Source organism: Oceanirhabdus seepicola (assembly GCF_023684385.1).
GTDB lineage: Bacteria > Bacillota > Clostridia > Clostridiales > Clostridiaceae > Oceanirhabdus > Oceanirhabdus seepicola.
This window is the reverse complement of record NZ_JAGSOJ010000002.1, coordinates 801,739-826,014: the sequence shown is the minus strand read 5'-3', so window position 1 is coordinate 826,014 and position 24,276 is coordinate 801,739. Positions and strand designations below refer to the sequence as shown.

The window sequence follows — 24,276 nt, the reverse complement described above, 5'->3', positions numbered from 1 at the left end:
TTTTAATTTTCTATTGAGTAAAAATTAAATAATTAATTCTCACATTAAGTATTTTTATGATATCATTAAGTTAAATATACAAGTTATATATAGATTTTTAGTTAAAAACTTAACTTATTCAAGAAATTCAAAAGTATAATTTGGTTGTAAATAACAACTATCAAAGAATAGAGAACAAATCACCTTCGGATAAAATTACATTTATACTATTTGAATAAATTAACTTTTACCATTAAATCTCTATATAGAGATTCCAACTCAAATCTTAATTTATACATGTCCATAACTCGTTGATGCGTCGAGATTTTGGAACAAGTATAAATTAATTTTCGTACTGGATTCTCTATATTAAATAAATCTAATTAAGATCATAAAATTATCATTTGAATGATCTGTGATGGTAGCATTATATTTAGGCAATTTCTTCATTAATTGTGACAAGTGTATGGCTTTCTTCCCTACTATTTCTCCTAATAATTGAGAATTGTTATTTAACACACTGATTCTAGAATTATCTTGTGATTTGAAGTTAATCCCTTTCCATGTTTCAATATTAGGGTTCTGTTTTGCTATTATTAACTTTAATCCATTTTGCTTATAATGTGCTATAATTTGCTTCATATTATTTTCAAGTTTTTCTTCTTCTTCTTTTAATGATGTATAATATTTTTTTTGATTTAATACTTTTTCATCTAATTCTTTTATTTGTTCCTTTGCTTCTACTATTTGTTTGTCCAATTTTAATATCTTTTTATTTAGAAAATTATAATATTGTTTACTCATTATAAACTCCTTATGGTGGTGATATCCTTGAAAGAAAGCATTGTTAAATTAATTGAAATTATTTTAGAAACATGCAACATTATCTATCATGAACTTAAGAAACTTTTTTATCTTACCCGAAAAAGAGTGCTATTCCTTTTACATAAACAAAGAACAATGAAAGAATTAACTTCTCCCTTAATTACTGAACGGGAAGTTGAACTTAAGAAATTGTGTAAAAAAAGAGATACACTTAAAACCTGTACCTCACACTATTCTGATTGCATATTAAAACATGAAAAAAATATTGAAGAATTAAAACATGAAATAGATATTTTAACAAATCTATAATTCTATTTATATATATCTATTAATAGTCCAGTTATATCATCAACTGTTGCAGCAATATTCAAATTTTCTTTTTCACCTTCTATCATTATTCTTGTAAGATCTTCTAATTTCAAATCTATAGTATCAACTGTGATGAAATATTGAGTTTGCCAGAATGATATATCCTTTTTTACATCATACATATGATTTAATACTGATTGAAGATATTCCTTTATCATATTCTTATACGCTTTTACATCTGAGTAGCATTTTGTTAATACCAATCTGCTGCCTTTCTTTCTTATATCCTCAATCATTTTTTTTAATTCTTGCTCATTTTTTTTCTGTCTTTGAAAACTAAAATTCTGAGAAAAATCTTTTTTTGTAGCAATCTTTTTATTTGATGATGTAACTACTCTATTTCTACCTACACCTTTAATCTCCACAAAATCACCTCTTAAAATATTATATCATAATTGTACAATGGCATTAACTGAAATATTTTCATACGCCTAATATTTTTTATAAAACTTAGAAAGAATAAGGAATATGACAATACCCAAATATGAGGTGATAACTTTGTTTGAGAATATAAAAAAAGAATACTGTTATGGTAATTTTTTAAATGGAGAATGGGCTTTTTTTGATAAATGTTTAGACATTATTGATCCAACTTCCAAGAAGTTGGTAGGTCGAATATCTCAAATGAAACATGAGGATGTAGATAATGCTATTGAAAGTTGTAGCTCTGCTCAGAAAGAATGGGGAAAAATGCCCACAAATGAAAGAGCTAAAATTCTTCATAAAGCAGCTAATCTTCTTGTGGAAAATCAGGATCATATTGCTGATATATTAATGCATGAAATTGCAAAAGATAAGAAATCATGCCTCTCTGAAATTAACAGGACAGCTGATTTCATAAAGTTTACAGCTGATGAAGGAGAGAGAACAATAGGCGAAGCCCTTAATGCCGATAACTTCCCAGGTGTTAAAACAAACAAATTAGCTTTCGTTATTCGGGAACCTTTGGGCGTTGTATTGGCTATCTCACCTTTCAATTACCCAATCAATCTCTCAGCTTCTAAAATCGCTCCTGCTCTTATTGCAGGAAATTCAGTTTTACTTAAACCACCTACTCAAGGTGCTTTATCAGCTATGCATATGGTTGAAATATTTAATCAAGCAGGGCTACCCGCAGGAGTCCTTAATACGATAACTGGGAAAAGTTCTGAAATAGGGGATTATGTTGTTACTCATCCTAAAATAGATTTTATTAACTTCACAGGTTCTACAAAGGTTGGTAAACATATTGCTAGTATTTCAGGAATGGTGCCATTAATCATGGAATTAGGCGGAAAAGATGCTGCAATCGTTCTGGATGATGCTAATTTAGAAGATGCCGCGAATGATATCGTTTCAGGTGCTTTCAGCTATTCTGGACAACGATGCACAGCAATAAAAAGAGTTATTGCTGTAGATTCAATTGTTGATAAACTTATAGAACTTATACTCCCTAAAGTTAAAGAATTAAAAGTAGGTAATCCGAAAGATAGCACTATAACACCTCTTGTAAATGATAAAGCTAAAGATTTTGTCCTTGAACTTATGCATGATGCCGAAGAAAAAGGAGCTGTCCGGCTTATAGGGGGAAACTATGAAGATAATCTAGTTTATCCTACTGTATATGATAAGGTAACTGAGGAAATGCGCCTTGCTTGGGAAGAACCTTTTGGACCTGTTTTACCAATCATAAGAGTGAATAATATTGATGATGCAATCTCACTAGCAAATAAATCTCAATATGGTCTTCAATCTTCAGTTTTCACTATGAATATAAATAATGCATTTTATGTAGCTAAACGTCTTGAGGTTGGAACAGTCCATATAAATAATAAAACTGAAAGAGGACCTGATCACTTCCCCTTCAGTGGCATAAAAAATTCAGGTATGGGTACTCAAGGCATTAAGTATAGTATAGAAGCCATGACGAGGAGGAAGAACATTGTTCTTGAATACAATTGAAAACTTTAAAACAAATGTATAATTGATAATGGGCAATGGATAATTATGGATGTTTCTGTTTACGCAGAAACTTCATCTTATTGTTCTTTAGGACAATAAGTTTTAGCTCATTTTATCTACGATAAAATGTTGTATTTCAATTACAATGTTTCATTTTAATGAAACGAGTAAAACCTTTATTATCTAAGGGTCAATAAGATTAAAATTTCTCGAAGAGAAATGTCAATCATTCTCCATTATACATTTCCCATAGCATCTCCCTCATTTTTATTATTTAGAAGTTAATTTGATTTACTTAAGAACAAAAAAAGCTGATGTATCGCTAAACAGCAATACTCTCAGCTATATTTTTTCTTATTTTCTCATGTATATCAACAAGTTCTTCTTTTGATAATTCTTTTGTATCTATTGGTTCATTAAAAATTATTTTTGCATCAACTCTGTTGAATCCTTTAGTCTTCTCATAAGCTTTGTATGTTCCTTCTACTGATACCGGCACTATCTTTGCTCCTGCTTTTATAGCAATTTTCATACTACCTTTTTTGAATGGTGCAACCTCAGTTCCCTTACTTCTAGTTCCTTCTGGGAATATTACCATGCTTTGTCCATTCTTAATTTTATTCGCTGCTTCATTAATAGCTTTAAGTCCTTGTCTTGGATTTTTCCTATTAATAAATACACAATGGCCCTTTACTAACCAATATCTGAAATAAATTATTTTTTTCAATTCCTCTTTTGCCACAAATCCCACTGACTTGCCTACAGCATGTGTAATAGCTAGTACATCGAAATAACTCTGATGATTACTAACAAATAAACATGCTTCATCAGGTATATTCTCTTCTCCTACAACTTCATAATTCAATCTTATGCCTTTAGATATATTTGCTGTTACTTTTAATACAAAGCGTTCAACAATTGCATTCAACTTATCCTCTTTACCTATCTTTTCATAAATTTTCGCCCAAATTAAATAAAAAATACTACGTATTAAATTTATAACAACGAAAAAATAAAATGCCACTTTTCTCATAATGTAAACCTCTCTCACAATCTTCTTTCTAAAATATATGATTTTAAAAAAAGTTATTTAATAACTTAGGCTATCAAATAACTTCACTAGTATAATGCATATATTTTATTATAAAATATCTACTTAAAGTTGTCAATTTCACAAAAGAAGCGTTTCATGCGTTTTCTGCGCTTTTTTATCTCCAGTTTGAATCAATAATATCCCACATCATCTTAGCCAATCTTGAAATAATAGTTATTCCATATACATTACTTGGAAGGTTCTTTGTCATTACAGTAAAAACGAAATCGCCTTTTTTTATATTAAGTAAAGAAGAGTCAATCTCTACATTTTCTTTATGACCTGCTTTATTAGCAATGGAGCTCCAACTATCTATAGGCAAGTAAAAAGGTATCTTATTTCTAAATTGACTATTTGTAAGCAATTCAATTAATAACTTGCTATTTTTCTTGTTTAAATATTCTTCTCTATATAGTATTGAGAAACATTTTGATAATTCATAAGCTGTAGATAAATTATTACCATTTTCTCCAAGCTTACTGTTTATCACTGTGTTTTTTAACCCCATACTCTTTAAATGCATATTTATTTTTTCAAAACCCAAAATTTCTATAATTTTATTTGATGCAGTTAAATCACTCTGAACTGTAATAGCTATTAATAATTCATTTAATGTAAATTCTCTACTGTTTAAATATTTCATAATACCACAATAACTATCATACTTTTCATCATCACCAATTGTTACCTTATCTTCTAAAGATAAACTTTTGTCTTCAACTTCCTTCATAAGAGCTATAGCAATCGGTAACATGATGCTTTCAGCGGCATCCATCTGTTTTTTATGATGAAATCCATATGTGTATCCACTTTTTAAATCTTCGAAATAAAAACTAAATTCACCAATTCTGCTATCCAGATATCTTTTAAGCTCCTTCATTATGCCCTCCCCATTAAAACCTCTAAATTTTTTTATTATTTTTTCTTTTCTGAAAATTTTAGATGCACAATCTCTATTCTTAGGTCTATTATAATATTTTATTACCACATTTGTCAATTTATCCTACTAATGTGTACGCTTAAAACAAATGTATAATTGATAATGGATAATGTTAGTCCCCAAAGGAAATTCCTATACTTTTAGCAGTCTCAACTAACTCCCCTTTAGGGTCTACCATTTTTTGACTTCCTATAACATTTTCCAAGTGTACATAAGTCATTTTCCTTCCTTGAAGAGATACCATGTTACCAAATCTATTCTCTGCTAAGAGTTCCACAGCTTTAACCCCATATCTAGTAGCTAAGATTCTGTCAAAAGTGGATGTAATTCCCCCTCTTTGCGTATGACCTAATACAGTACATCTTATTTCATGGTTATTAACATACTTTTCCAAGTCATAAGCTAACTTGTTCCCAATTCCTCCAAGCCTAATTGGATCTGGACTATCATCTACAGTCTTTTTAACAACTACTTTCCCACCTTTAGGCTTAGCCCCTTCTGCAACTACAATTATACTAAATAATTTACCTCTGTTTTCTCTATCCTTTATTTTCTCCACAATCTTTTCAATATCATATTCTATCTCTGGAATCAAAATCACATCAGCTGATCCAGCAAACCCTGACTCTAGAGCAATCCACCCAGCATTTCTACCCATCACCTCAAGAATCATTACTCTATGATGTGATGCAGCTGTTGTATGCAACCGATCCAACGCTTCTGTTGCAACATTTACAGCTGAATTGAATCCAAATGTTGTATCTGTTGCATGGAGGTCATTATCGATTGTTTTTGGTACACCTATAATCTTTACCCCTTTTCTAGCAAAATCTCTTGCACTGGTTAAAGTCCCATCTCCTCCAATAATAATTAAGGCATCCACTTTTTCTTTATTTAAGTTCTGTACAGCTACATCTGAAACATCTTTTTTAACTTTCTTTCCGCTTTCCTCAACTGTGTAATCAAATAAATTATCTTTATTTGAACTATAAAGAATTGTTCCACCAATATGCCCTATCCCTGAAACTCTTTGCAAAGTTAAAGGCATATAATCATTATTATATAATCCTTTATATCCGAATTTATACCCTATAACCTCGAGACCATATTTCAAAATCGCTGTTCTGGTTACCCCCCTAATAACGGCATTTAACCCTGGACAGTCCCCTCCTCCAGTCAATACACCAATTTTCTTTATACCGTTTTTCATCATAACATTTACAGCTCCTTTTATTTTTAGCACATTTTCCCTAATTTTATATTACCATACACCTTCTTTGTTTTCAAAATATAATTCTTAATTTTCACAATTTTGTAGCAATGCACAAAATGCCAATGAAAATAAGTTGAGAACGTAGGATGTTTTCGCTTCTTAAAAACTATATCTGGTTGTTCTTTAGAAAATTAAATTTTTGCTCATTTTATCCACTGATAAAATATTACACTTGAAATATAATGCTTCTCTCTTAGTAAAAAGATTTAAATCTCATTGTTCCCTTGCAAAAAAAATGTAGTTTCTGACGCAAGTCAAAAACTACTTAATCTGTTCTCTATTCTCTATTCTTTATATATATATTGCGATAATTATAACCCCTACAATCAATCTATATATTGAAAACACCTTCATAGGCTTTTTCTTTAAATAATTTATAAACTTATCAATAACTATTAACGCTACTAAAAAAGCCGTAATAAATCCAACTATAAGTACAAATATATTAGCGCCCGTCAACTCTACTGATGTAGTTACTAATTTATATCCAGTAGCCCCCACCATAACTGGTAATGCCAAAAAGAAAGAAAACTCTGTTGCAGCGTATGTTGAAAGCCCTGCTATCCAGCCTCCCATGATTGTTGACGCTGATCTTGACATTCCTGGCCACAAGGCCATACATTGTGCAATTCCAATTATTATTGCTTGTTTATATGAAATGTGATTAATATCTCTTTCTACTTTTCTATTTCTTAAGCTTTTTTCCATTACAATCATCAAGATTGCTCCAACAATCAATGCAATCCCTACAGGCATTGGTTTAAATAAAACTTCTTCAATTTTATCATCAAACAATAAACCTAAAACCGCTGCTGGAACACATGCTATAAATATTGGTATCCAAAATTTCCATCCTTCTTTCTCTAATTTCAAAAAAGATATTATGGATTTATAGATTTTATTCCAAAACAAAACCACTACTGCTAATATAGCTCCTAGTTGTATAACAATAATAAACAAATTTGAAAAAGCTCCATCAAAGTTAATAAAATCACGCACTATTATCATATGACCTGTTGAAGATACTGGTAAAAACTCTGTGATTCCCTCAACAATACTTATAATTATGGCCTTTATTAATGTAATAAATAAATCCATATTTCCACTCCCTACTTTTTAATCTGATCATTCTTATATTCAAATACTATCTCTTTAAGTATTTCTCTTCCATCTAATGATATTTTCACTTTATTTTCTCCATTTTTTAGCTTAGGAAAAAAGTGATAATTCTCATCATCCTTTAACCAATCACTTCCATTAAATGAGTAATAATATTTTTGCAGCATCTCACTATTAGACATAACACCCACAGTTAAATACGTCTGATTTTCATCAGTATTAACAGCTTTCTTTTTCCCAAATATCATTATCGCTTCTTTATCTGATAATTCGTTTACATATTGAATATGAGGGGATTTTTCAAATAATGCAGTATTATTCACAAAAATACTTGGTGTATAAAATGTATTCTTTATCATCAGAAATGGTGTTTCCCCTGTGTAAGTTACTAATGAATTAATTATTCCCTCACCATATTTATTATTATCAATCTTTATAGAATATGCATAATTTAATTTACCTATAAATGACTTATATCCCTTATCTATATTTTTATCATGAATGGATACAAATTGAATATCTTCATTATTAGTTTTTATTAATTCACTTCCACTCAAAGGAACATCCTCTTTGAAAAACATTATCCCTTCGCTACTATCAACTGCTATCCATTTTCCATATTCACTACTCCAAAACTCATTTATCCTATATATGTATTCATTCATTTCAGAATTAATATCTCCAACAAGCATTCCAGTTCTACTATACACTTTAAAATATGCCATACCTTCATTGAATAATTCTGCAATTTCATCATTATTCATAGTAATTTTTTCATCTTCTTTAAACTCTATCTCGTATGCATCTTTTGATAAGTATATTCCATTTTTCTTATATTCAATATTCCCATTCGTCCATTTTAGCAATGCCTTACACTTATCAATTGTTGTTGAATCCTCTTTAACTAACTCTTCTAGATTATGACCGTTACCGAATTTTCGTATATTTTCATTATTATGGTTCATATAATACATTTGAACATTGTGACCATTATAAAAATTATTCCATTTTATTATTTTCAAACTTTCTTCTGCATCATTGGATATAACTTTTGAAAAATCATTATTAAAAACAAACCAATATAAACAAACCAATACTATCACTAGCGGAATCATCAATAACATCTTTTTATTCTTCATATATCTCTCCTTTCAATTAAAACATATTCAAATAAATAACTAGGCATAGATTTATTATGTGTATCTTTGACTTGTTATTTATTTTCTTACGCCTATATCACTTTAAAATGATTATATCATGAATACATTAAGACCTCCATTAGTTGTTACTCTAAATAACTTATTGAAAGTTTTTTTAACTTGTCCTTCTTTTAAATTTCAGATGTTGAAAAGGTTCAAGGTCAAGGAACAAGATGAGCGAGCAGCAGAGTATACAAGAACGCTTCGCGTTTCGCTAGGGAACCCTATGGTTCCCTTCGACGCAGCTACCGCTGCTGAGCACCCTCCTTAAACCGGCAGGGGAAATACTTCCCCTACAGCCCCTTCAAATTCTTTCAGAATTTAGTACTCGAGCAGCACAGCGAGTCTTAGTGACGATGAGATTGGGCTTTTTCAACGTCTGAAGACCTCTATTATATAATAGAGGTCTAAAAGAAAACTTATGGGAGATTATATGAAATGTAGAGATCACCGAACACAAGGTCCTGCTTCTCTAACTTCCATAGGCACATTTGAATAACGTTTAAAATTCTGTTCAAATCTTGTTGCCAGATTCATTGCAATATCTATATATTCCTCTTTATTGTTCCAAGTATTCTCTGGTCTTAAAATTTCACTTGGAACTCCAGGTATTTCCTTAGGTATATTGAGATTAAAAATCTCATGTTTCTCATACTCTACATTTTTTAATTTACCTTCTATAGCAGCATCAACCATTGCTCTTGTGAGCTTCAATTTAATTCTACTTCCTTGTTTATAACCACCATAGAGCCATCCTGTATTAACAAGATACACATCAACATCACTTTTATCTATTCTTTCACCTAATAACTTTGCATAGTCATATGGACTTCTTATCATGAATGGTTCACCAAAACAAGCTGAAAATGTAGCTTGAGGTTCTGTTATTCCTCTTTCAGTACCTGCTAACTTACTAGTGTATCCAGACATAAAGTGATACATTGCGCCCTCCTTAGATAACTTTGAAATAGGAGGTATAACTCCAAATGCATCCGCTGTTAAGAATATTATAGTATTAGGTTGTCCTCCTTGTCCAGATAATTCCGCATTTTTTATGAAATTTATTGGATAAGCCCCTCTGCAGTTCTCAGTGTATCTTTTATCATGGAAATCAGGTTTCTTCTCATTATCCAAAACTACATTTTCTAATATTGCTCCAAACTTGAGGGCATCATAAATATCCTCTTCATTCTCTCTCTCCAGGCCAATAGTTTTAGCATAACACCCACCTTCAAAATTAAAGATTCCAGCATCACACCAACCATGCTCATCATCCCCGATTAACTTTCTCTTTGCATCTGCTGAAAGAGTAGTCTTACCTGTACCAGAAAGTCCGAAGAATAAAACAGCATTACCTTCTTCATCCATATTTGCCGAACAATGCATAGGAAACACTTTTCTTTCAGGCATAAGATAATTCATCACAGAAAACATAGATTTTTTAATTTCACCGTTATATTCACTACCACCTATTAATATCACTTTTTCTTCTAAATTTATTATAACAAATGCTTCTGAATTGATACCATCTTTTTCACCATTCCCCTTAAACTTTGGCGCTGTAAATATTTTATATTCTGGATCAAAATCTTCTAATTCTTCCTTTGATGGTCTTACAAATAATTGGTTACTGAATATTGCACTTACAGGTTTCTCATTTATTACTCGTATTGGTACTCTATATTCTTCCATTGAACCTGCATAGCCATCAAAAACATATAATTCTTTATTAGACAAATACCCCATAATCCTATTGTATAATCTTTCATATACATCTTTCTCTATTGATTGATTAGTTTTTCCCCAGTTTATTGTGTCTCTATTAGAATCTTGCATTACAATAAACCTATCATTAGGAGATCTTCCCGTGTACTTTCCTGTTGCTACAGCTAAAGCACCACTCTCGGTAAGGACCCCTTGCTTCTTAGCCAAAACTTTTCTTATTAATTTCGGTACTGGTATATTTCTATAAATTTTTTCTTCAGTTGTTATACCCAATTGTTCAATATCTCTTTTAATATCCATAAGCACATCCCCCTGAAATACATCAGGTGATTTCCCCCCCTTATTCAACTGCTTTACCTTTACCTGGAATTATTACTCCTACAATTATGATACATCATTTATAAAAAAAATCAAGTATTATTTTCATATTTTACATATATATGACCTACTATTTACATTTATATGACACACAATAGGTTAAATTTTATCTTCTTACTGTTTATATCTTACTTTATAAATGGAATTCTCTTCCCATATTAAGTGACATTTTATACCATTATATTGAAAAAAGACAGATGAAATATTTCATCTGTCTTTTTTCAATATTAGGCATGTGAAAATAAATAACAAGTCAAAGATACGAAGTATATTTTACAAAGTACGAAGAGTTGGGTTCCGCTGATAGTTGTTCTCTCAGCGGGTTCCAAGGATGAAGTAGTTTGTAAAATAGACGAGTATACTGACTTGTTATTTATTTGAACTTGCCTTTATTTAATATAGTAGTTGGAACCCTTTTGGCAACTCAATTACTTCATTATCATCTGCATTTTTGAATTTCTCAGCGAATTCTTCTCCAATTTTGTAATTCTTTGTAATTACTTCAATTACTTCCTCGTCATAATCATCATTTATTCCTTTATAAGCCTTCATCAAATTATAAACACCTTTTTGTATCCTATCATCATTTTCATCTTCCTCAAAAGTATCATCATTCATAAGTATATGGAATACTCCAGCATTATTTAGAGTAAGTATATCATCTTCATCCAAATAATAAGCTTGTTTAATATATTTATAAGCTTTTTCTGAATCCCCTAGTTTCATATGCAAAATACTGGCCATCCTATAATATTTTGCTATAGGCTCATCTTCTGTAAGTTCAATACTCTTGTAAACAGATTTCAAAGCACTACTATAGTACTCAGTAACCATTTCTCTCTCTCTATCAGTAACATCATCTTTATTATATATATCATAACTTAACTTCTCAGCCATACTAATATATGTTGATGCTATTTTATATCTTACTTCAAAATTTTCAGGACTTATAGCCTTTGCTAAATCATAATAATATAGAGCCTTTTCATTCTCTCCACTTTTATCATAATATGATCCCATAAAAATTATATTAGATACAGAAATAGGATTCTTCTCTATACTTTTCTTAAAATATTTTTCAACATCCTCAACTTGTCCCAACTCTGTATAAATTTTAGGTAATAAAACCCCATAAACATCTTCATAGTCTTTATTCAATTCTAGTGTCTTTTCAGCCTCATCAAGTGCTTTATCATAATTACCAGTTAAATAATGCATAATTGAAGCTGTATAATGTGTTGTAAAATCATTTTCATTCCCTTTTACCAACTTATCTAACTCTTCCATTGCTTTTTCTGTTTCACCATTTAATAGTAATGTTGTCGCTTTAATTCTCTTTAGATTAATAGAATCTTCATATTTTTCTTCTAATTTACTTATTAAATATATTGCATCCTCAGATGATTTACTACTAAGTGAATATATTTTAGCCAACCACATCTTGTACATATTTTCATTGTAAACTAATCCTTTATTGTTTTCCTGTTCAGTTTGAACATCTACTTGTCTTCTGGAAATATTTTTTAATGTATTCTCTCTATTATCTGTAGCCATCCTTGATAATACATCATATACTTTATAATTATCATAATCATACTTCCATGCTTGTTCTAATGTCACAATAGCTTTTTCTTCTTTCCCAATCAAATAATACATCTCTGCAAGCTCTGCTAACTTTTGAGATTTTTCTGTTGGAGATAATGTTTTATATTCTCTAACTGGATTCAATAAACTCAAATTATACTTAACTGAAATTCCAAGTTTATTTATTAAATCAATTGCTTTTTCATTAACTCCATTATATAAATAAACCATTATCATTGTTTTATGTAGTTGAATATCATCTTCATATCTATCAAGTAATTTTTCCCCTACCTCTAAACTTCTGTAGTATTCACCATTAAAAAAATATGTTAATACTATTTCATTAGCAACTTCACTTTCAATGTATTCCCCTTCTAATGCCTTAGTTAAATATTTATTCCCACCATCTTTATCATTATTTTCATATGCCACTTTACCCATTTCCAAGTTCCAAATCGGTGATAAAAAATCTTTTGTATTTTCTTTTATATTTTTTTGATCTATTATTTTATCAATACTTTCCTTTTGTAATAAAATTCCTTCTGCTGTATTTAAATTCATACTGTTATTATCTTTACTCTTATCGCTATTACTCATAGCCAAAGGAATTGTAATGCATAGCGCAGCACCTATTCCAAGAATAGCCATTTTCATCTCCTTGAACTTCATTTTCATAAACTCAACTCCTCAAATTTAAACTCATCTATAAAAAAGGCGCTTCGCGCTTCGCTAGGGAACCCTATGGTTCCCCTCGACGCAACTATCGTTGCTGAGCCCCTTCCTTGAACCGGCAGGGGAAATACTTCCCCTACAACCCCTTCATTTTTTTACTCTATAAAAAATCACTTTCATTGAAATAGTTGTTCAAATCAATAACTTATCTACAGATTCATGAATTTATAATTTCCTATAGAGTAAAAAATATTACATTCTAAACAAATAACTCTTCAAATTCTAATCAATACTTTAATTTTATCAAAAAAACGCCATTAAATCCACTTTTATATGTTGAATAATTTATTAACTAAATAATAACTCTATAGACATGTCCAATTTAAACATATAAAATATTGATTATAAACAAAATACTACTGTGATGAAAAATTTCTAGAGTCATAAGTATGTATCAAAGGAGTTATTTCATGAGAAAAACATACAAGAAATCATTATTTTCCTCAATTTTAATTATATGTGTTATATCATTTTCATTAGGTTGTATTTTATATGGTTATTCAAAAAATAAGTATAGCAATGATATTTCAAGTGATCATGGTACTGAAAATGATAATTTATACGGTAATAAAGTAACCTTTGACGAATCAGCTGATACTTCATCTACTGATTTATTATTAACATTCATAGGAGATTGCACATTAGGAAGTGATCCTAATTTCAGTTATAATACTTTTCATCAAAAATATGAGGATGTGGAGAAGGATCCTAATTATTTCTTTTCTAATGTATCTCATGTTTTTGAAAAGGATGATTTAACTATTGCTAATTTTGAAGGAACTTTAACAACTTCCAATTTACGAGCTTTTAAAAAATTCACCTTCAAAGGACCACCTGAGTATAGTTCAATACTTACTGCTGGAAGTATTGAAGCTGTTAATCTAGCAAATAATCATTCATTAGATTTTTTAAATAAAGGTTTTATTGATACTAAAAATACCTTAGATGATGAAGGTATTAAACATTTTGGTTTAGGTGAGGTTTATAAAACAGATATAAAAGACTACAAACTAGCTTTTATTGGATATAAAGGTTGGCTAGATACTATCAGTATTGAAACTATGAAAAAAGAAATAAGTTCTCTTAAACAAGAAGGTTTCATTGTTATTGCTAATTTCCATTGGGGTCTTGAAGGGAGACATGTACCTATCGGTGATCAGAAACTGGTAGCTCACTCTGCAATAGATAGTGGTGCTGATTTCGTAATCGGACATCATCCTCATGTTGTACAAAGTATGGAAATTTATAAAGATCGTTTAATCGCATATAGTCTAGGAAATTTCTGTTTTGGAGGAAATTCTAACCCTAGAGATAAAAGGACGTTTATTCTCCAAATAAAATTAGCCCAAAATAACGATAATAATTTTTCTTCTTATTTTAAAATAATACCAGCTTATATATCTTCTTCTGACTCTATTAATGATTTTCGTCCAACAATTATGGAATCACCTGAAGATAGAGAAGGTTTCTTTCATTTTTTAGGAGATATTTCTCCTGATATGCCTTTCGAATTATCTGATGACTTGATAAATATATTTACAGAAACCTCATCTGATGAAACTAAAGGGGTATGATTTACTTCTTCTCTTACTGAGGGTATAATATATAAGAAAAACAAATGTATAATGGATAATTGAAAATGTAGTTTTGCATAGCAAAACATCCCTCATTATCAATTATCCATTAGTTTAAAGGGTGGTGTTTACGATTAATTTAAAATCAATTTTTAGTATCGTCATTTCAAAGGCCACATTATTCTTATGTGAAAAATTACTTAAAGGCGGGACTAATTTCCCGGGAAAAGTTGCTTTGAAGTTAGATAATAAAATATTAAAACATGTAACAAAGGGGTATAAAGTTATATTAGTTACGGGTACAAATGGTAAAACTACTACTACTAGTATGATTTATAACGTTCTTAAAAAAAGTGGGAAGAAAGTTATTACCAATGCGTCTGGTGCTAATATGCTTACTGGTATTGTAGCTTGTTTTATTAAAAATTATAGATTCTTTAATAAAGAAAAAGAAAGATTTGCTGTTATAGAAGTAGATGAAGCTAATGTTAAATTCATTACTCCAGTTATTTCACCTGAAATAATAACCGTTACCAATCTCTTTAAAGACCAATTAGATAGATTTGGCGAGGTATATACAACGCTTGAAAAAATCCTTGAAGGTATTAATCATTCTCCTTCCACTAATCTTCTACTTAATGGAGATGAACCTCTTCTAGGAAATCTTAAAGTTGATAATAAATGTACATATTTTGGTTTCACGCATGATACTGGAATAAAAAATGTAGATATAAATGCAGAAGCTAAATTTTGCAAGAATTGCCAAAAAGAATATTCTTATAACTTTATCACTTATAATCATCTTGGAGATTTTTATTGTACTAATTGTTCATACAAACGCTCAAGTTTAGATTATGCTGTAGATAATATACTTAATAAGGATTATAAAGGTACTTCTTTCACAATAAACGGTGTAGAAATGTTTATTAATCAAAGTGGAATATATAACATCTATAACGCCCTATGTGCCTATTCTGTTTGCGCTCAGTTGAATATTCCATCTGAAGATATTGTTACAGCTCTTCAAACGTCTAAGAGTTCATTTGGTAGACAAGAGGTTATAAATATTAATGGTAAAGAAGTTAAAATATTCTTAGTAAAAAATCCCGCTGGATATAACGAGGCAATAAATGTTCTTGGATTAGATAACAGAATGAAATCATGTGCTTTTCTGTTAAATGATAATTATGCTGATGGAAGAGACGTTTCTTGGATTTGGGATGTTAAATTCGAATCCCTTTCAAATAACGATATCAAACATATCTCTGTTGGTGGAATAAGAGCTTATGATATGGCTACAAGACTAAAAATTAGTGGACTTGATATTGACTCTAATAGCATATGTGAAAATTATGATATGTTACTTAAAAATATTGAAGAATCTCAAAGCGATATATTCTATATTTTTGCGACATATACTGCAATGACCTCATTACGAAAATATTTTCAATCAAAGAACTTTATTGATAAATTATGGGAATAAAGATAAAAGGAGGGTTTGTATGGAATTAAATATCTGTCATCTATATCCCGATTTACTTAACGTTTATGGTGATTTGGGTAATATTCTTATATTGAAATATAGAGCACAAAAAAGAAATATAACAGTTAAAATTCATAATATATCACTAAATGACGAATTCAAAATGGATGATTGTGATATAGTATTCTTCGGTGGTGGGCAAGATTTTGAACAGGGAATCGTAAGCCCTGATTTAATGAGTAAGCGTGAAGCTATCAAAGACTATATTGAAAATAACAAGGTTCTTTTAGCAATTTGTGGTGGTTATCAGCTTTTAGGAAAGTATTATACAACTCCTGAAGGAGAAAAACTTCAAGGATTAAATATATTAGACCTTTACACTGATGGAGGTGATACCCGTTTCATCGGAAATACAGTGATTTATAACGAAGAATACAACGAGACATATGTTGGATTTGAGAATCATAGTGGTAAGACCTATATAGGTGATTTAAAACCACTTGGAAAAGTCATAAAAGGATATGGTAATAATGGAGAAGATGGTTATGAAGGATGTATTTACAAAAATACATACTGTTCTTATTTTCACGGTAGTCTTCTATCCAAGAATCCTGAATTAGCAGATAGATTACTCTCAGCTGCCTTGTCCAATAAATATGATGAATATATATCTTTAGAACCACTTGATGATTCAATTGAATTAAAAGCAAAAGAGTTTATTATTAATAGAGAAACAAAGAAAGACTAAAGGTTTCATGAAAAAGTCTAAAACTGAAAACTTTAAAAGAAGTTGAGAGTGGTGAGTGGAGAGTTGAGAACGTAGGATGATTCTGACATTCGTCAGAATCTACATTTTATTGGTAAAGAAACAAGATGTTTTTATTCGTTTCATTTTGATGAAACATTGTATTTAAAACACAATATTTTATCGTAGATAAAATGAGTAAAATACTATTATCCTTAAAACAATAAAATGTAGTTTCTGCCCCTAAGGGCAGAAACATCCATCGTTCTCCATTCTCAACTCTCCACTCTCAACTATGTTTTTTATAGTATTACTATCTCTCCATCCTGTAACTCTACAGTAATATTCATTCCGGGACGGATTTCATTTGATATAATTTTTCTTGCTATTTGAGTTTCCAGAGTATTTTCAATATATCTCTGAAGTGGTCTCGCACCATATGTTGGGTCATATCCTTCTTTAGCCATTAGCATCTTTGCCTCATGGGAAACTGATATTGTTATATCTCTTTCCGATAATTTTTCATTCATATTTTCTAAGAATATCTCAATTATCTTCTCAATTTCATCTAAACTCAAAGTTTTGAAAAGTATTATATCATCTAATCTATTTAAAAACTCTGGTTTAAACCTTAATTTCATCTCATTAAGAACATTATTTTTAATATTGTTATCAATTTCTCCTCCATCTATATTTTTAAGGAGATAGGAACTTCCTATGTTTGATGTCATTATAATTATGCAATTTTTAAAATCTATCACTTTACCTTTATTATCTGTTAATCTACCATCGTCAAGAATCTGAAGAAAAATATTAAACACATCGTCATGCGCCTTTTCGATCTCATCAAACAATATAACACTATATGGATTTCTCCTAATAGCTTCTGTTAATTGCCCACCTTCTTCATATCCGATATATCCTGGAGGTGCTCCAATTAATCTGCTTACTGCAAACTTCTCCATATACTCAGACATATCAAACCTTATTAGGTTATCCTCACTATCAAATAGTACTGTAGTCAGAGTCTTTGCAAGTTGAGTTTTTCCAACACCAGTAGGACCCAAGAAAATGAATGAACCTATAGGCTTATTCTTCCCTTTTAATCCAGCTCTAGCTCTTATTACTGCATTGGACACTGCTGTAACAGCTTCGTCTTGTCCTATTACTCTCTCCCTCATTATTGACTCTAATTTCAGAAGTTTTTCTCTTTCTCCTTCTACCAACTTAGATACTGGAATTCCGGTCCACTTAGATACTATATCTGAAATCTCATTTTCTGTAACCTCTTGTTTCAATAATGAATTTTCAAAATATCCTTTAAGTTTACTCTCTTCATCTTCAAGTTCTTTTTCCATTTGAGGAATCATTCCATATTTAAATTCTGCAACTTTGTTTAAGTCATAATCTCTTTCCGCTTTATCAAGTTCACCCTTCAGGTTATCCAACTCTTCTTTAATATCTCTTACCTTTTGAATCGCACTTTTCTCTTTTTCATATTTAGCAGTAAGTTCATTATCCTTATCACGCAAGTTACTTAGTTCTCTCTCAATATTATCTAATCTATCTTTTGAATACTCATCCTTTTCCTTAGAAAGGGCTTCTCTTTCAATTTCTAATTGAAAAATTTTTCTTCTCACGTGATCCATTTCTGTAGGAAGGCTATCTATTTCTGTTCTAATCATAGCACTAGCTTCATCAATGAGGTCAATTGCCTTATCTGGGAGAAATCGATTGGTAATATATCTATGTGATAATTTTGCAGCAGCTACAATTGCATTATCATGAATTCTTATACCATGATGTATTTCAAATTTTTCCTTGAGTCCTCTTAATATTGATATTGTTTCATCAACAGCAGGCTCTGTAATAACAACTTTCTGAAATCTTCTTTCTAACGCCTTGTCTTTTTCAATATATTTTCTGTATTCATCAAAAGTTGTAGCTCCAATACATTTTAATTCCCCTCTTGCTAACATCGGTTTTATTATGTTACCTGCATCCATAGCTCCATCAGTTTTACCAGCACCAACAATGGTATGAATTTCATCAATAAATAAAATTATCTTTCCTTCGCTTCTCTCCACTTCTTTTAATACAGCTTTTAATCTCTCTTCAAATTCCCCTCTGAATTTTGCACCTGCTATAAGTGCACCCATATCTAATGAAAATACAATTTTATCTTTTAATCCTTCTGGAACATCCCCTCGTACAATTCTCTCAGCTAAACCTTCTACTATGGCCGTTTTACCTACCCCTGGTTCACCTATTAGTACTGGATTATTTTTTGTCCTTCTTGATAGTATTCTCACAACTCTTCTTATTTCATCATCTCTTCCAATTACAGGATCTAATTTATGTTTTCTTGCTTCCTGTACCAAGTTACGACCATATTTTACTAAGGCTTCATAAGTTCCCTCTGGATCTTGGGTTTCAACTCGTTGATTTCCTCTAACCTCATTCAATATTTCCAAAAACTTATCTTTAGTAATATTAAAAGCTTTAAACACTCTGTCCACCGGTCCATTATTACATATCTTGAACATTGCTAATATTACATGCTCAACACTGACATAAGAGTCCTTAAACTGTTTCGAAATCTCCTCTGCTTTTGAAAATAAACTTTCAAACCTTCTTGTTGGATATACCCCTGAAGATTCTGCTCCAGCACCTAGAACTTTGGGCATGCTATTTAATTGCTTCTCACTCTCTTTAATGATTAAATCTATATCTAAACCCATTCTAGAGAAAATATTAGGAATAAGTCCATCTTCTTGATTTATTAATGCATAAAACATATGTATATCGTCCATAGCTTGATGATTATAATTTACTGCACATTTATGTGCTTCTCCTATGGCAGATTGAACTCTCATGGTTAATTTTTCAATATCCATTTAAATACCCCCTTAACATATTAGATATTCTACGTTTCATAATTTATTCTTTCTTCTCTATTCTTTCTTACTATTATACATCCAATTGGAATTTAAATGCAATAAAAGGACAAACTATCAATAGTTTGTCCTTAAAATCTATTTTTAAATTTAAGTGCTAAATCAAAATATTTAAGTGCTTCTTTATTATTCTTAGCTTTGTAATACATATGTCCAAGTTCATTATATCTTCCACTTAATTCATCTCGATTTCCGAACTTTTTTAAACTATCTAAAGAAAGATTCATATACATTTCCGCTAATGTAAAATTATCAGCCTTAAAGAGTAATTTAGCTTTAAAATAATATGCTTTATCTATGATTTTTATATCATTTAGCAAAATAGCCACATTGAGGGCTTCATCACAAAGAACAGTTGCAGTATCGTTATATCCATTTTTAATGAATAAATCTAAGGAATTTATTATAAATTCCAAGCGCTGCTTTTCTTCATTTTTAGGGAATATTTCAAAAGAAGCAATCAAGCATTTCATTCCCTCTTCTTCTTTATTCAACTTTAAATATGTTTCTCCAATATTATGAAGCATTATTGCAATAGATTTATGATCATCCTTATATAACTCTCTTGCCTTGTCTTCGTATTCTGAATAATTTTCATCGCCTACCCACAAAGAGGATACAGCCAAAAGGTTATATATTTGCAACTATATATTCATCTACTGACTCATCAATATAATCTTTTAATTCCATAATAAGTTTATAGCACTCTTGGGGATTATCCATCATAATTTCACAAATAGCATAGTTATATTTGCTTGTTATGTATTTTTTTCTCAATTCATCAGTTAATTCTTTTCTTTCCATAAGATCAGTGCACACATTTTCAAAATATAACTTTGCCTGAGAATATTCTTTGTTTGCGTAAAAATATCTTGCCTCATCTAGATAAAACATAACCTGATTATCTTTAGTATAAGCCATTTGACAAAGATGATAATACTTAGAATTAATTATTTGCAAGCTTTCAGTCTTCTGATTATTTAAATAATAATTGAAAAGCAAATGCATCGCTTTCATAGCATGATTATAACATTGAGCTTCTTCACTAAAGTTTATTAAATATTTCAATTCCTCTTCATCAATCTTCTTTTGATCTTTCTCTTTGAACTCTTTTAATCGTCTCTCTATCTGCTCTTCGATACCTTCCAAAAGATAATTAATATCCAAGTCTAACTTATCAGCTATAAACTCTATAATCCATTTATCCGATTTAATTTTGTTATTCTCTATGCAACTCATTTTTGAAACTGATATTTTACCGTCACATAATTCTCTTAATGTTAACCCTTTATAAATTCTGGATCTCCTAATTTTTTCCCCAGTTGATAATATTTCCATCATACTCACCCACTATATATAATAATGTCAACAACATTAAAAATCTTTATTTAATATTCCTAACTTTTTAAATATTATTACTCCATCGTTAAGGTATTTAGCTGCTTTGTCTTCGAACCCCCAATCAATATAATGTTTACCTAATTTTATTGAAAGTTCAGCTTGTTCTTCTAAATATCCCATATTATCTGCGTAATTATGAGCCATTATTAAAGTATTTTCAGCTTCATTAACTCCACCTTCAAGGATATCTATTTTATATTTCAGAAGATAATAGTTTATCAATGCATTATTATTTCCCTTATCTACCTCGTCCATAATTTCCCTAAGAATCTCTTTTGCTGTTTCAATTTCCTTAAGTTTAATAAAATTCTCACAAATATTGACCAAAGTTTCAATTAAATTATCATCGCAATTTTTAATTCTTATTTCTCTTGCTTTATTATAATGAATAAATGACTGTTCAATATTCTCAAATTCAAAGAATAACTTTCCAAGATTATTCTCAATTTTTGAAATGTAGTGTTGATCATTTATTTCTTTAAATACCTCAAGAGTTTTCTTTGAATATTTTATAGCATTATCTAAATCACCTTTATTACTATATTGTTCTGAAATTAACAACAATGATTTTGCATATTCTTTTTTACTATCAATCTGCCCAAATTTTTCTTGAGCAAGAAAAGAATAATCAATGGATTTAGATGTATTCTCTAATTTATAGAAAGTTATAGCCCTATAATAATAGATTTCACCTAATAGAAAATCATTACCTATATCATTTTGTAAATAAACATCTTCCGATTGTTGAAAGTAACTATTTGAAGAATGATAAGCTTTTAATTTTAAAGTTATTATACCTAAGTATTTGAAAGTTTGTGCTATATCTTCATAGTTATTACTTCTAATAAATATTACATTAGCTGATAGAAAATACTGTTGAGCAACAGCTAACTCATTTTTCTCAAGATGCATCTTACCTCTTAAATATAAATTTCTAGCCTTTCTAAAATTCAGATTATATTTTTCAGCATAATACAACACAGTTTCAATATGTTTCTCAGCTTGAATCACTTCATCATTCAATATCTGTGATTCAGCAATATTTTCGTAATATAAACAAATCTTTTCAGCTTGGCTTTCTTCTGACTCCATTAAATACTCTACTGTACTATTTAATGATTCTGCTAAATACTCTAGCAAATCCATACTAGGATTAGATTTACCTGATTCAACAAGACTAATCTGTCCTGGTGTAATTCTATCCCCAGCTAAGTCCTTCAATGTTAATCCCAATTCTTTTCTTTTGCGTTTTATTTTTTCACCTAAAGATAAAATTTCCATGAACCACTCTTCCCTTACAGTTAGTTTTATCTATTTAAAGACATTTATCTATTCAACTTATCTATGTTTAATCATCATATATCACCCTAATTATACCATAATTTTTATTTTATCACCAAAATTTTTTTATTTACCTCTTTTTTTTTGTAATTTTTTAGCTTGAATGAATATAAAATTTAATTATTGAAATAATTATACCTCAAAAGGCGCTTTGCGCTTCGCTAGGGAACCCTATGGTTCCCTTCGACGCAACTAGCGTTGCTGAGCACCCTCCTTAAATCGGCAGGGGAAATACTTCCCCTACAACCCCTTCATTTTTATCCTTTAGAAATTGAACTAGTATAATTTTACACAATTATGTACCCCGTTGATTTAATCAACATTACATGTGATAATTTCTTTATAAAATTTTTCAATTTGCTAAAGAATAAAAAAATAAAAGACCACTCTTTAAATGGCCTTTTATCAATGTTTATCTCATTTTCTTCATATATCCATCAAACATATCATTAGCAGAACCTTTAACTACGTTTGTATATCTTTTTATTTTACGTTTAGTTCCCCTACTCATATTTGATGTAATAACAGCTGCTGCACTCATTCCAACCATTGACCCAATCATCATACCTTTAATAAACTTTGCTTTCATAAGTATTCGGGAATTCCCTTCCTCCTTCCTGTATGTATTGTGTATTTATATCTTATGTAATATGCACACAAGTTAAACAGGAAATAAATATCAGGCAGTTGAAAAAGCTCAATCTCTTCGTCACTACAGCTCACTGCGCTACTCAAGTACTAATGTTGTACATTCCGTTGCTCGTTCGCATTGTTCCTCGACCTTGAGCTTTTTCAACGCCTGAAATTCTGAAGAATGAAAATTTAATAAAAAATAATCGAGTTTATGGGTGCTATTTTACATTCACGTTATTCAATGCTTCTTCTCCTAAAATATCTTCAAGAAGATTTTTTATCTCTTCATTAGCTACATTTATCTTATTTTTTTTAATTAACTTATTACTTTCGTGGCTCATTTTAACTCCACCTGCTACTTTAGCTAACTCATCTACAATCTCATTATATAAATCTCCAGTATGGCTATCAACTTTTACAAACTGTACATTAATGTCATTCTCTTTAATTAATCTATTCATCTTCTCATAATATAATTGTGAGGAAATCCCTTTTCTTTGCCATTCCCCAGTCACATGATTTCTTACTCCCACATAATCATGATAAATTTTAACTTGTTTCTCTTCTGTCTCACAAGCATATTCCAGTGATCTTTCTGCTCCTAGGAGTTCTCCAGCTATTTGCCTAAGATTCTTCTTAGAATCATCTTCTGCAACTCCATTTTCAGCATGAACTATAGTATTATCCTTTAATATTACTAATCCATAAGAAAATTTTTCAGAAGCAATATTAAAACTTCCATCTACATATGCTTCTATACCACTAAATTTTTCATTTTCCTCTTCTTTCTTCTTATGAACTCCAAGATATATGTTAGCTTCTTCTAAGGTTTTAAAACTCTTATATTGAGCATTTTTAGCACCTTTAACCAATTTAGAACAGGTATCCCAATCTCTAACTATTTTATTAACAACGGGCTCTTTTTTATTAAAGTCATAGCCATTCTTAATTGCGTAAAATTTCTTCATTTTCTTATTCTCACCTT

20 protein-coding genes are annotated in these 24,276 nt (G+C 30.1%); 5 read left to right on the top strand and 15 right to left on the bottom strand.

Annotated elements, in window-relative coordinates; all coding sequences use genetic code 11:
• Nucleotides 1–348: 348 nt before the first annotated feature.
• Nucleotides 349–783, bottom strand: a complete 435-nt coding sequence (locus KDK92_RS11245) for a hypothetical protein (RefSeq protein WP_250859350.1) — start codon at nucleotides 781–783, stop codon at nucleotides 349–351.
• A gap of 27 nt (nucleotides 784–810) precedes the next feature.
• Between KDK92_RS11245 and KDK92_RS11240 the strand changes: the two genes are divergently transcribed.
• On the top strand, nucleotides 811–1,113 hold the full coding sequence (locus KDK92_RS11240) for a hypothetical protein (protein WP_250859349.1): 303 nt from the start codon (nucleotides 811–813) through the stop codon (nucleotides 1,111–1,113).
• Between the two features lie 2 nt (nucleotides 1,114–1,115).
• On the opposite strand, the gene KDK92_RS11235 is transcribed toward KDK92_RS11240, so the two are convergent.
• Entirely contained in the window at nucleotides 1,116–1,538 is a 423-nt protein-coding gene (locus tag KDK92_RS11235) for a YaaR family protein (RefSeq protein WP_250859348.1), read from the bottom strand.
• 133 nt (nucleotides 1,539–1,671) lie between these two features.
• Between KDK92_RS11235 and KDK92_RS11230 the strand changes: the two genes are divergently transcribed.
• A complete protein-coding gene (locus KDK92_RS11230) occupies nucleotides 1,672–3,114 on the top strand; it encodes an NADP-dependent glyceraldehyde-3-phosphate dehydrogenase (protein WP_276575944.1) in 1,443 nt (480 codons plus the stop codon).
• Between the two features lie 322 nt (nucleotides 3,115–3,436).
• Here the strand turns inward: KDK92_RS11230 and KDK92_RS11225 are convergent, their stop codons facing one another.
• The 7 genes from KDK92_RS11225 to KDK92_RS11195 form a co-directional block, all read right to left on the bottom strand.
• On the bottom strand, nucleotides 3,437–4,147 hold the full coding sequence (locus tag KDK92_RS11225; RefSeq protein WP_250859347.1) for a lysophospholipid acyltransferase family protein: 711 nt from the start codon (nucleotides 4,145–4,147) through the stop codon (nucleotides 3,437–3,439).
• A gap of 175 nt (nucleotides 4,148–4,322) precedes the next feature.
• Entirely contained in the window at nucleotides 4,323–5,087 is a 765-nt protein-coding gene (locus tag KDK92_RS11220) for a serine hydrolase (RefSeq protein WP_250859346.1), read from the bottom strand.
• Nucleotides 5,088–5,259: 172 nt separating this feature from the next.
• On the bottom strand, nucleotides 5,260–6,357 hold the full coding sequence (locus KDK92_RS11215; protein ID WP_250859916.1) for a 6-phosphofructokinase: 1,098 nt from the start codon (nucleotides 6,355–6,357) through the stop codon (nucleotides 5,260–5,262).
• 354 nt (nucleotides 6,358–6,711) lie between these two features.
• The gene (locus KDK92_RS11210) at nucleotides 6,712–7,518 is read right to left on the bottom strand and encodes an undecaprenyl-diphosphate phosphatase (RefSeq protein WP_250859345.1); all 807 of its coding nucleotides are present in this window, start codon (nucleotides 7,516–7,518) and stop codon (nucleotides 6,712–6,714) included.
• An 11-nt stretch (nucleotides 7,519–7,529) separates the two neighbouring features.
• On the bottom strand, nucleotides 7,530–8,678 hold the full coding sequence (locus tag KDK92_RS11205) for a hypothetical protein (RefSeq protein ID WP_250859344.1): 1,149 nt from the start codon (nucleotides 8,676–8,678) through the stop codon (nucleotides 7,530–7,532).
• Nucleotides 8,679–9,185: 507 nt separating this feature from the next.
• Nucleotides 9,186–10,763, bottom strand: coding sequence for a phosphoenolpyruvate carboxykinase (ATP) (gene pckA / locus KDK92_RS11200; protein ID WP_250859343.1), 1,578 nt, complete (start codon nucleotides 10,761–10,763; stop codon nucleotides 9,186–9,188).
• A gap of 471 nt (nucleotides 10,764–11,234) precedes the next feature.
• Complete coding sequence (locus tag KDK92_RS11195; protein WP_250859342.1) at nucleotides 11,235–13,100, bottom strand: tetratricopeptide repeat protein; 1,866 nt, start codon at nucleotides 13,098–13,100, stop codon at nucleotides 11,235–11,237.
• Nucleotides 13,101–13,567: 467 nt separating this feature from the next.
• On the opposite strand from KDK92_RS11195, the gene KDK92_RS11190 reads away from it, so the two are divergent.
• The 3 genes from KDK92_RS11190 to KDK92_RS11180 all read left to right on the top strand — a co-directional run bounded on the left by KDK92_RS11190 (nucleotide 13,568) and on the right by KDK92_RS11180 (nucleotide 16,962).
• The gene (locus KDK92_RS11190; RefSeq protein WP_250859341.1) at nucleotides 13,568–14,731 is read left to right on the top strand and encodes a CapA family protein; all 1,164 of its coding nucleotides are present in this window, start codon (nucleotides 13,568–13,570) and stop codon (nucleotides 14,729–14,731) included.
• A 124-nt stretch (nucleotides 14,732–14,855) separates the two neighbouring features.
• Nucleotides 14,856–16,214 (top strand): MurT ligase domain-containing protein, encoded by a 1,359-nt coding sequence (locus KDK92_RS11185; protein WP_250859340.1) that lies wholly within the window; start codon nucleotides 14,856–14,858, stop codon nucleotides 16,212–16,214.
• A 19-nt stretch (nucleotides 16,215–16,233) separates the two neighbouring features.
• The gene (locus KDK92_RS11180; protein WP_250859339.1) at nucleotides 16,234–16,962 is read left to right on the top strand and encodes a type 1 glutamine amidotransferase; all 729 of its coding nucleotides are present in this window, start codon (nucleotides 16,234–16,236) and stop codon (nucleotides 16,960–16,962) included.
• A 299-nt stretch (nucleotides 16,963–17,261) separates the two neighbouring features.
• On the opposite strand, the gene clpB is transcribed toward KDK92_RS11180, so the two are convergent.
• The 6 genes from clpB to KDK92_RS11150 all read right to left on the bottom strand — a co-directional run bounded on the left by clpB (nucleotide 17,262) and on the right by KDK92_RS11150 (nucleotide 24,259).
• Nucleotides 17,262–19,856 (bottom strand): ATP-dependent chaperone ClpB, encoded by a 2,595-nt coding sequence (clpB, locus tag KDK92_RS11175; protein ID WP_250859338.1) that lies wholly within the window; start codon nucleotides 19,854–19,856, stop codon nucleotides 17,262–17,264.
• A 131-nt stretch (nucleotides 19,857–19,987) separates the two neighbouring features.
• A complete protein-coding gene (locus tag KDK92_RS11170) occupies nucleotides 19,988–20,542 on the bottom strand; it encodes a tetratricopeptide repeat protein (protein ID WP_250859337.1) in 555 nt (184 codons plus the stop codon).
• Between the two features lie 4 nt (nucleotides 20,543–20,546).
• On the bottom strand, nucleotides 20,547–21,257 hold the full coding sequence (locus tag KDK92_RS11165; RefSeq protein WP_250859336.1) for a helix-turn-helix domain-containing protein: 711 nt from the start codon (nucleotides 21,255–21,257) through the stop codon (nucleotides 20,547–20,549).
• Nucleotides 21,258–21,290: 33 nt separating this feature from the next.
• Nucleotides 21,291–22,598 carry a tetratricopeptide repeat protein gene (locus KDK92_RS11160; RefSeq protein WP_250859335.1) on the bottom strand — a complete coding sequence of 436 codons (1,308 nt, stop codon included), beginning with the start codon at nucleotides 22,596–22,598 and terminating at the stop codon, nucleotides 21,291–21,293.
• Between the two features lie 472 nt (nucleotides 22,599–23,070).
• A complete protein-coding gene (locus tag KDK92_RS11155; protein WP_250859334.1) occupies nucleotides 23,071–23,247 on the bottom strand; it encodes a hypothetical protein in 177 nt (58 codons plus the stop codon).
• A gap of 262 nt (nucleotides 23,248–23,509) precedes the next feature.
• Nucleotides 23,510–24,259 carry a ribonuclease H1 domain-containing protein gene (locus KDK92_RS11150; protein WP_250859333.1) on the bottom strand — a complete coding sequence of 250 codons (750 nt, stop codon included), beginning with the start codon at nucleotides 24,257–24,259 and terminating at the stop codon, nucleotides 23,510–23,512.
• Nucleotides 24,260–24,276: the final 17 nt, after the last annotated feature.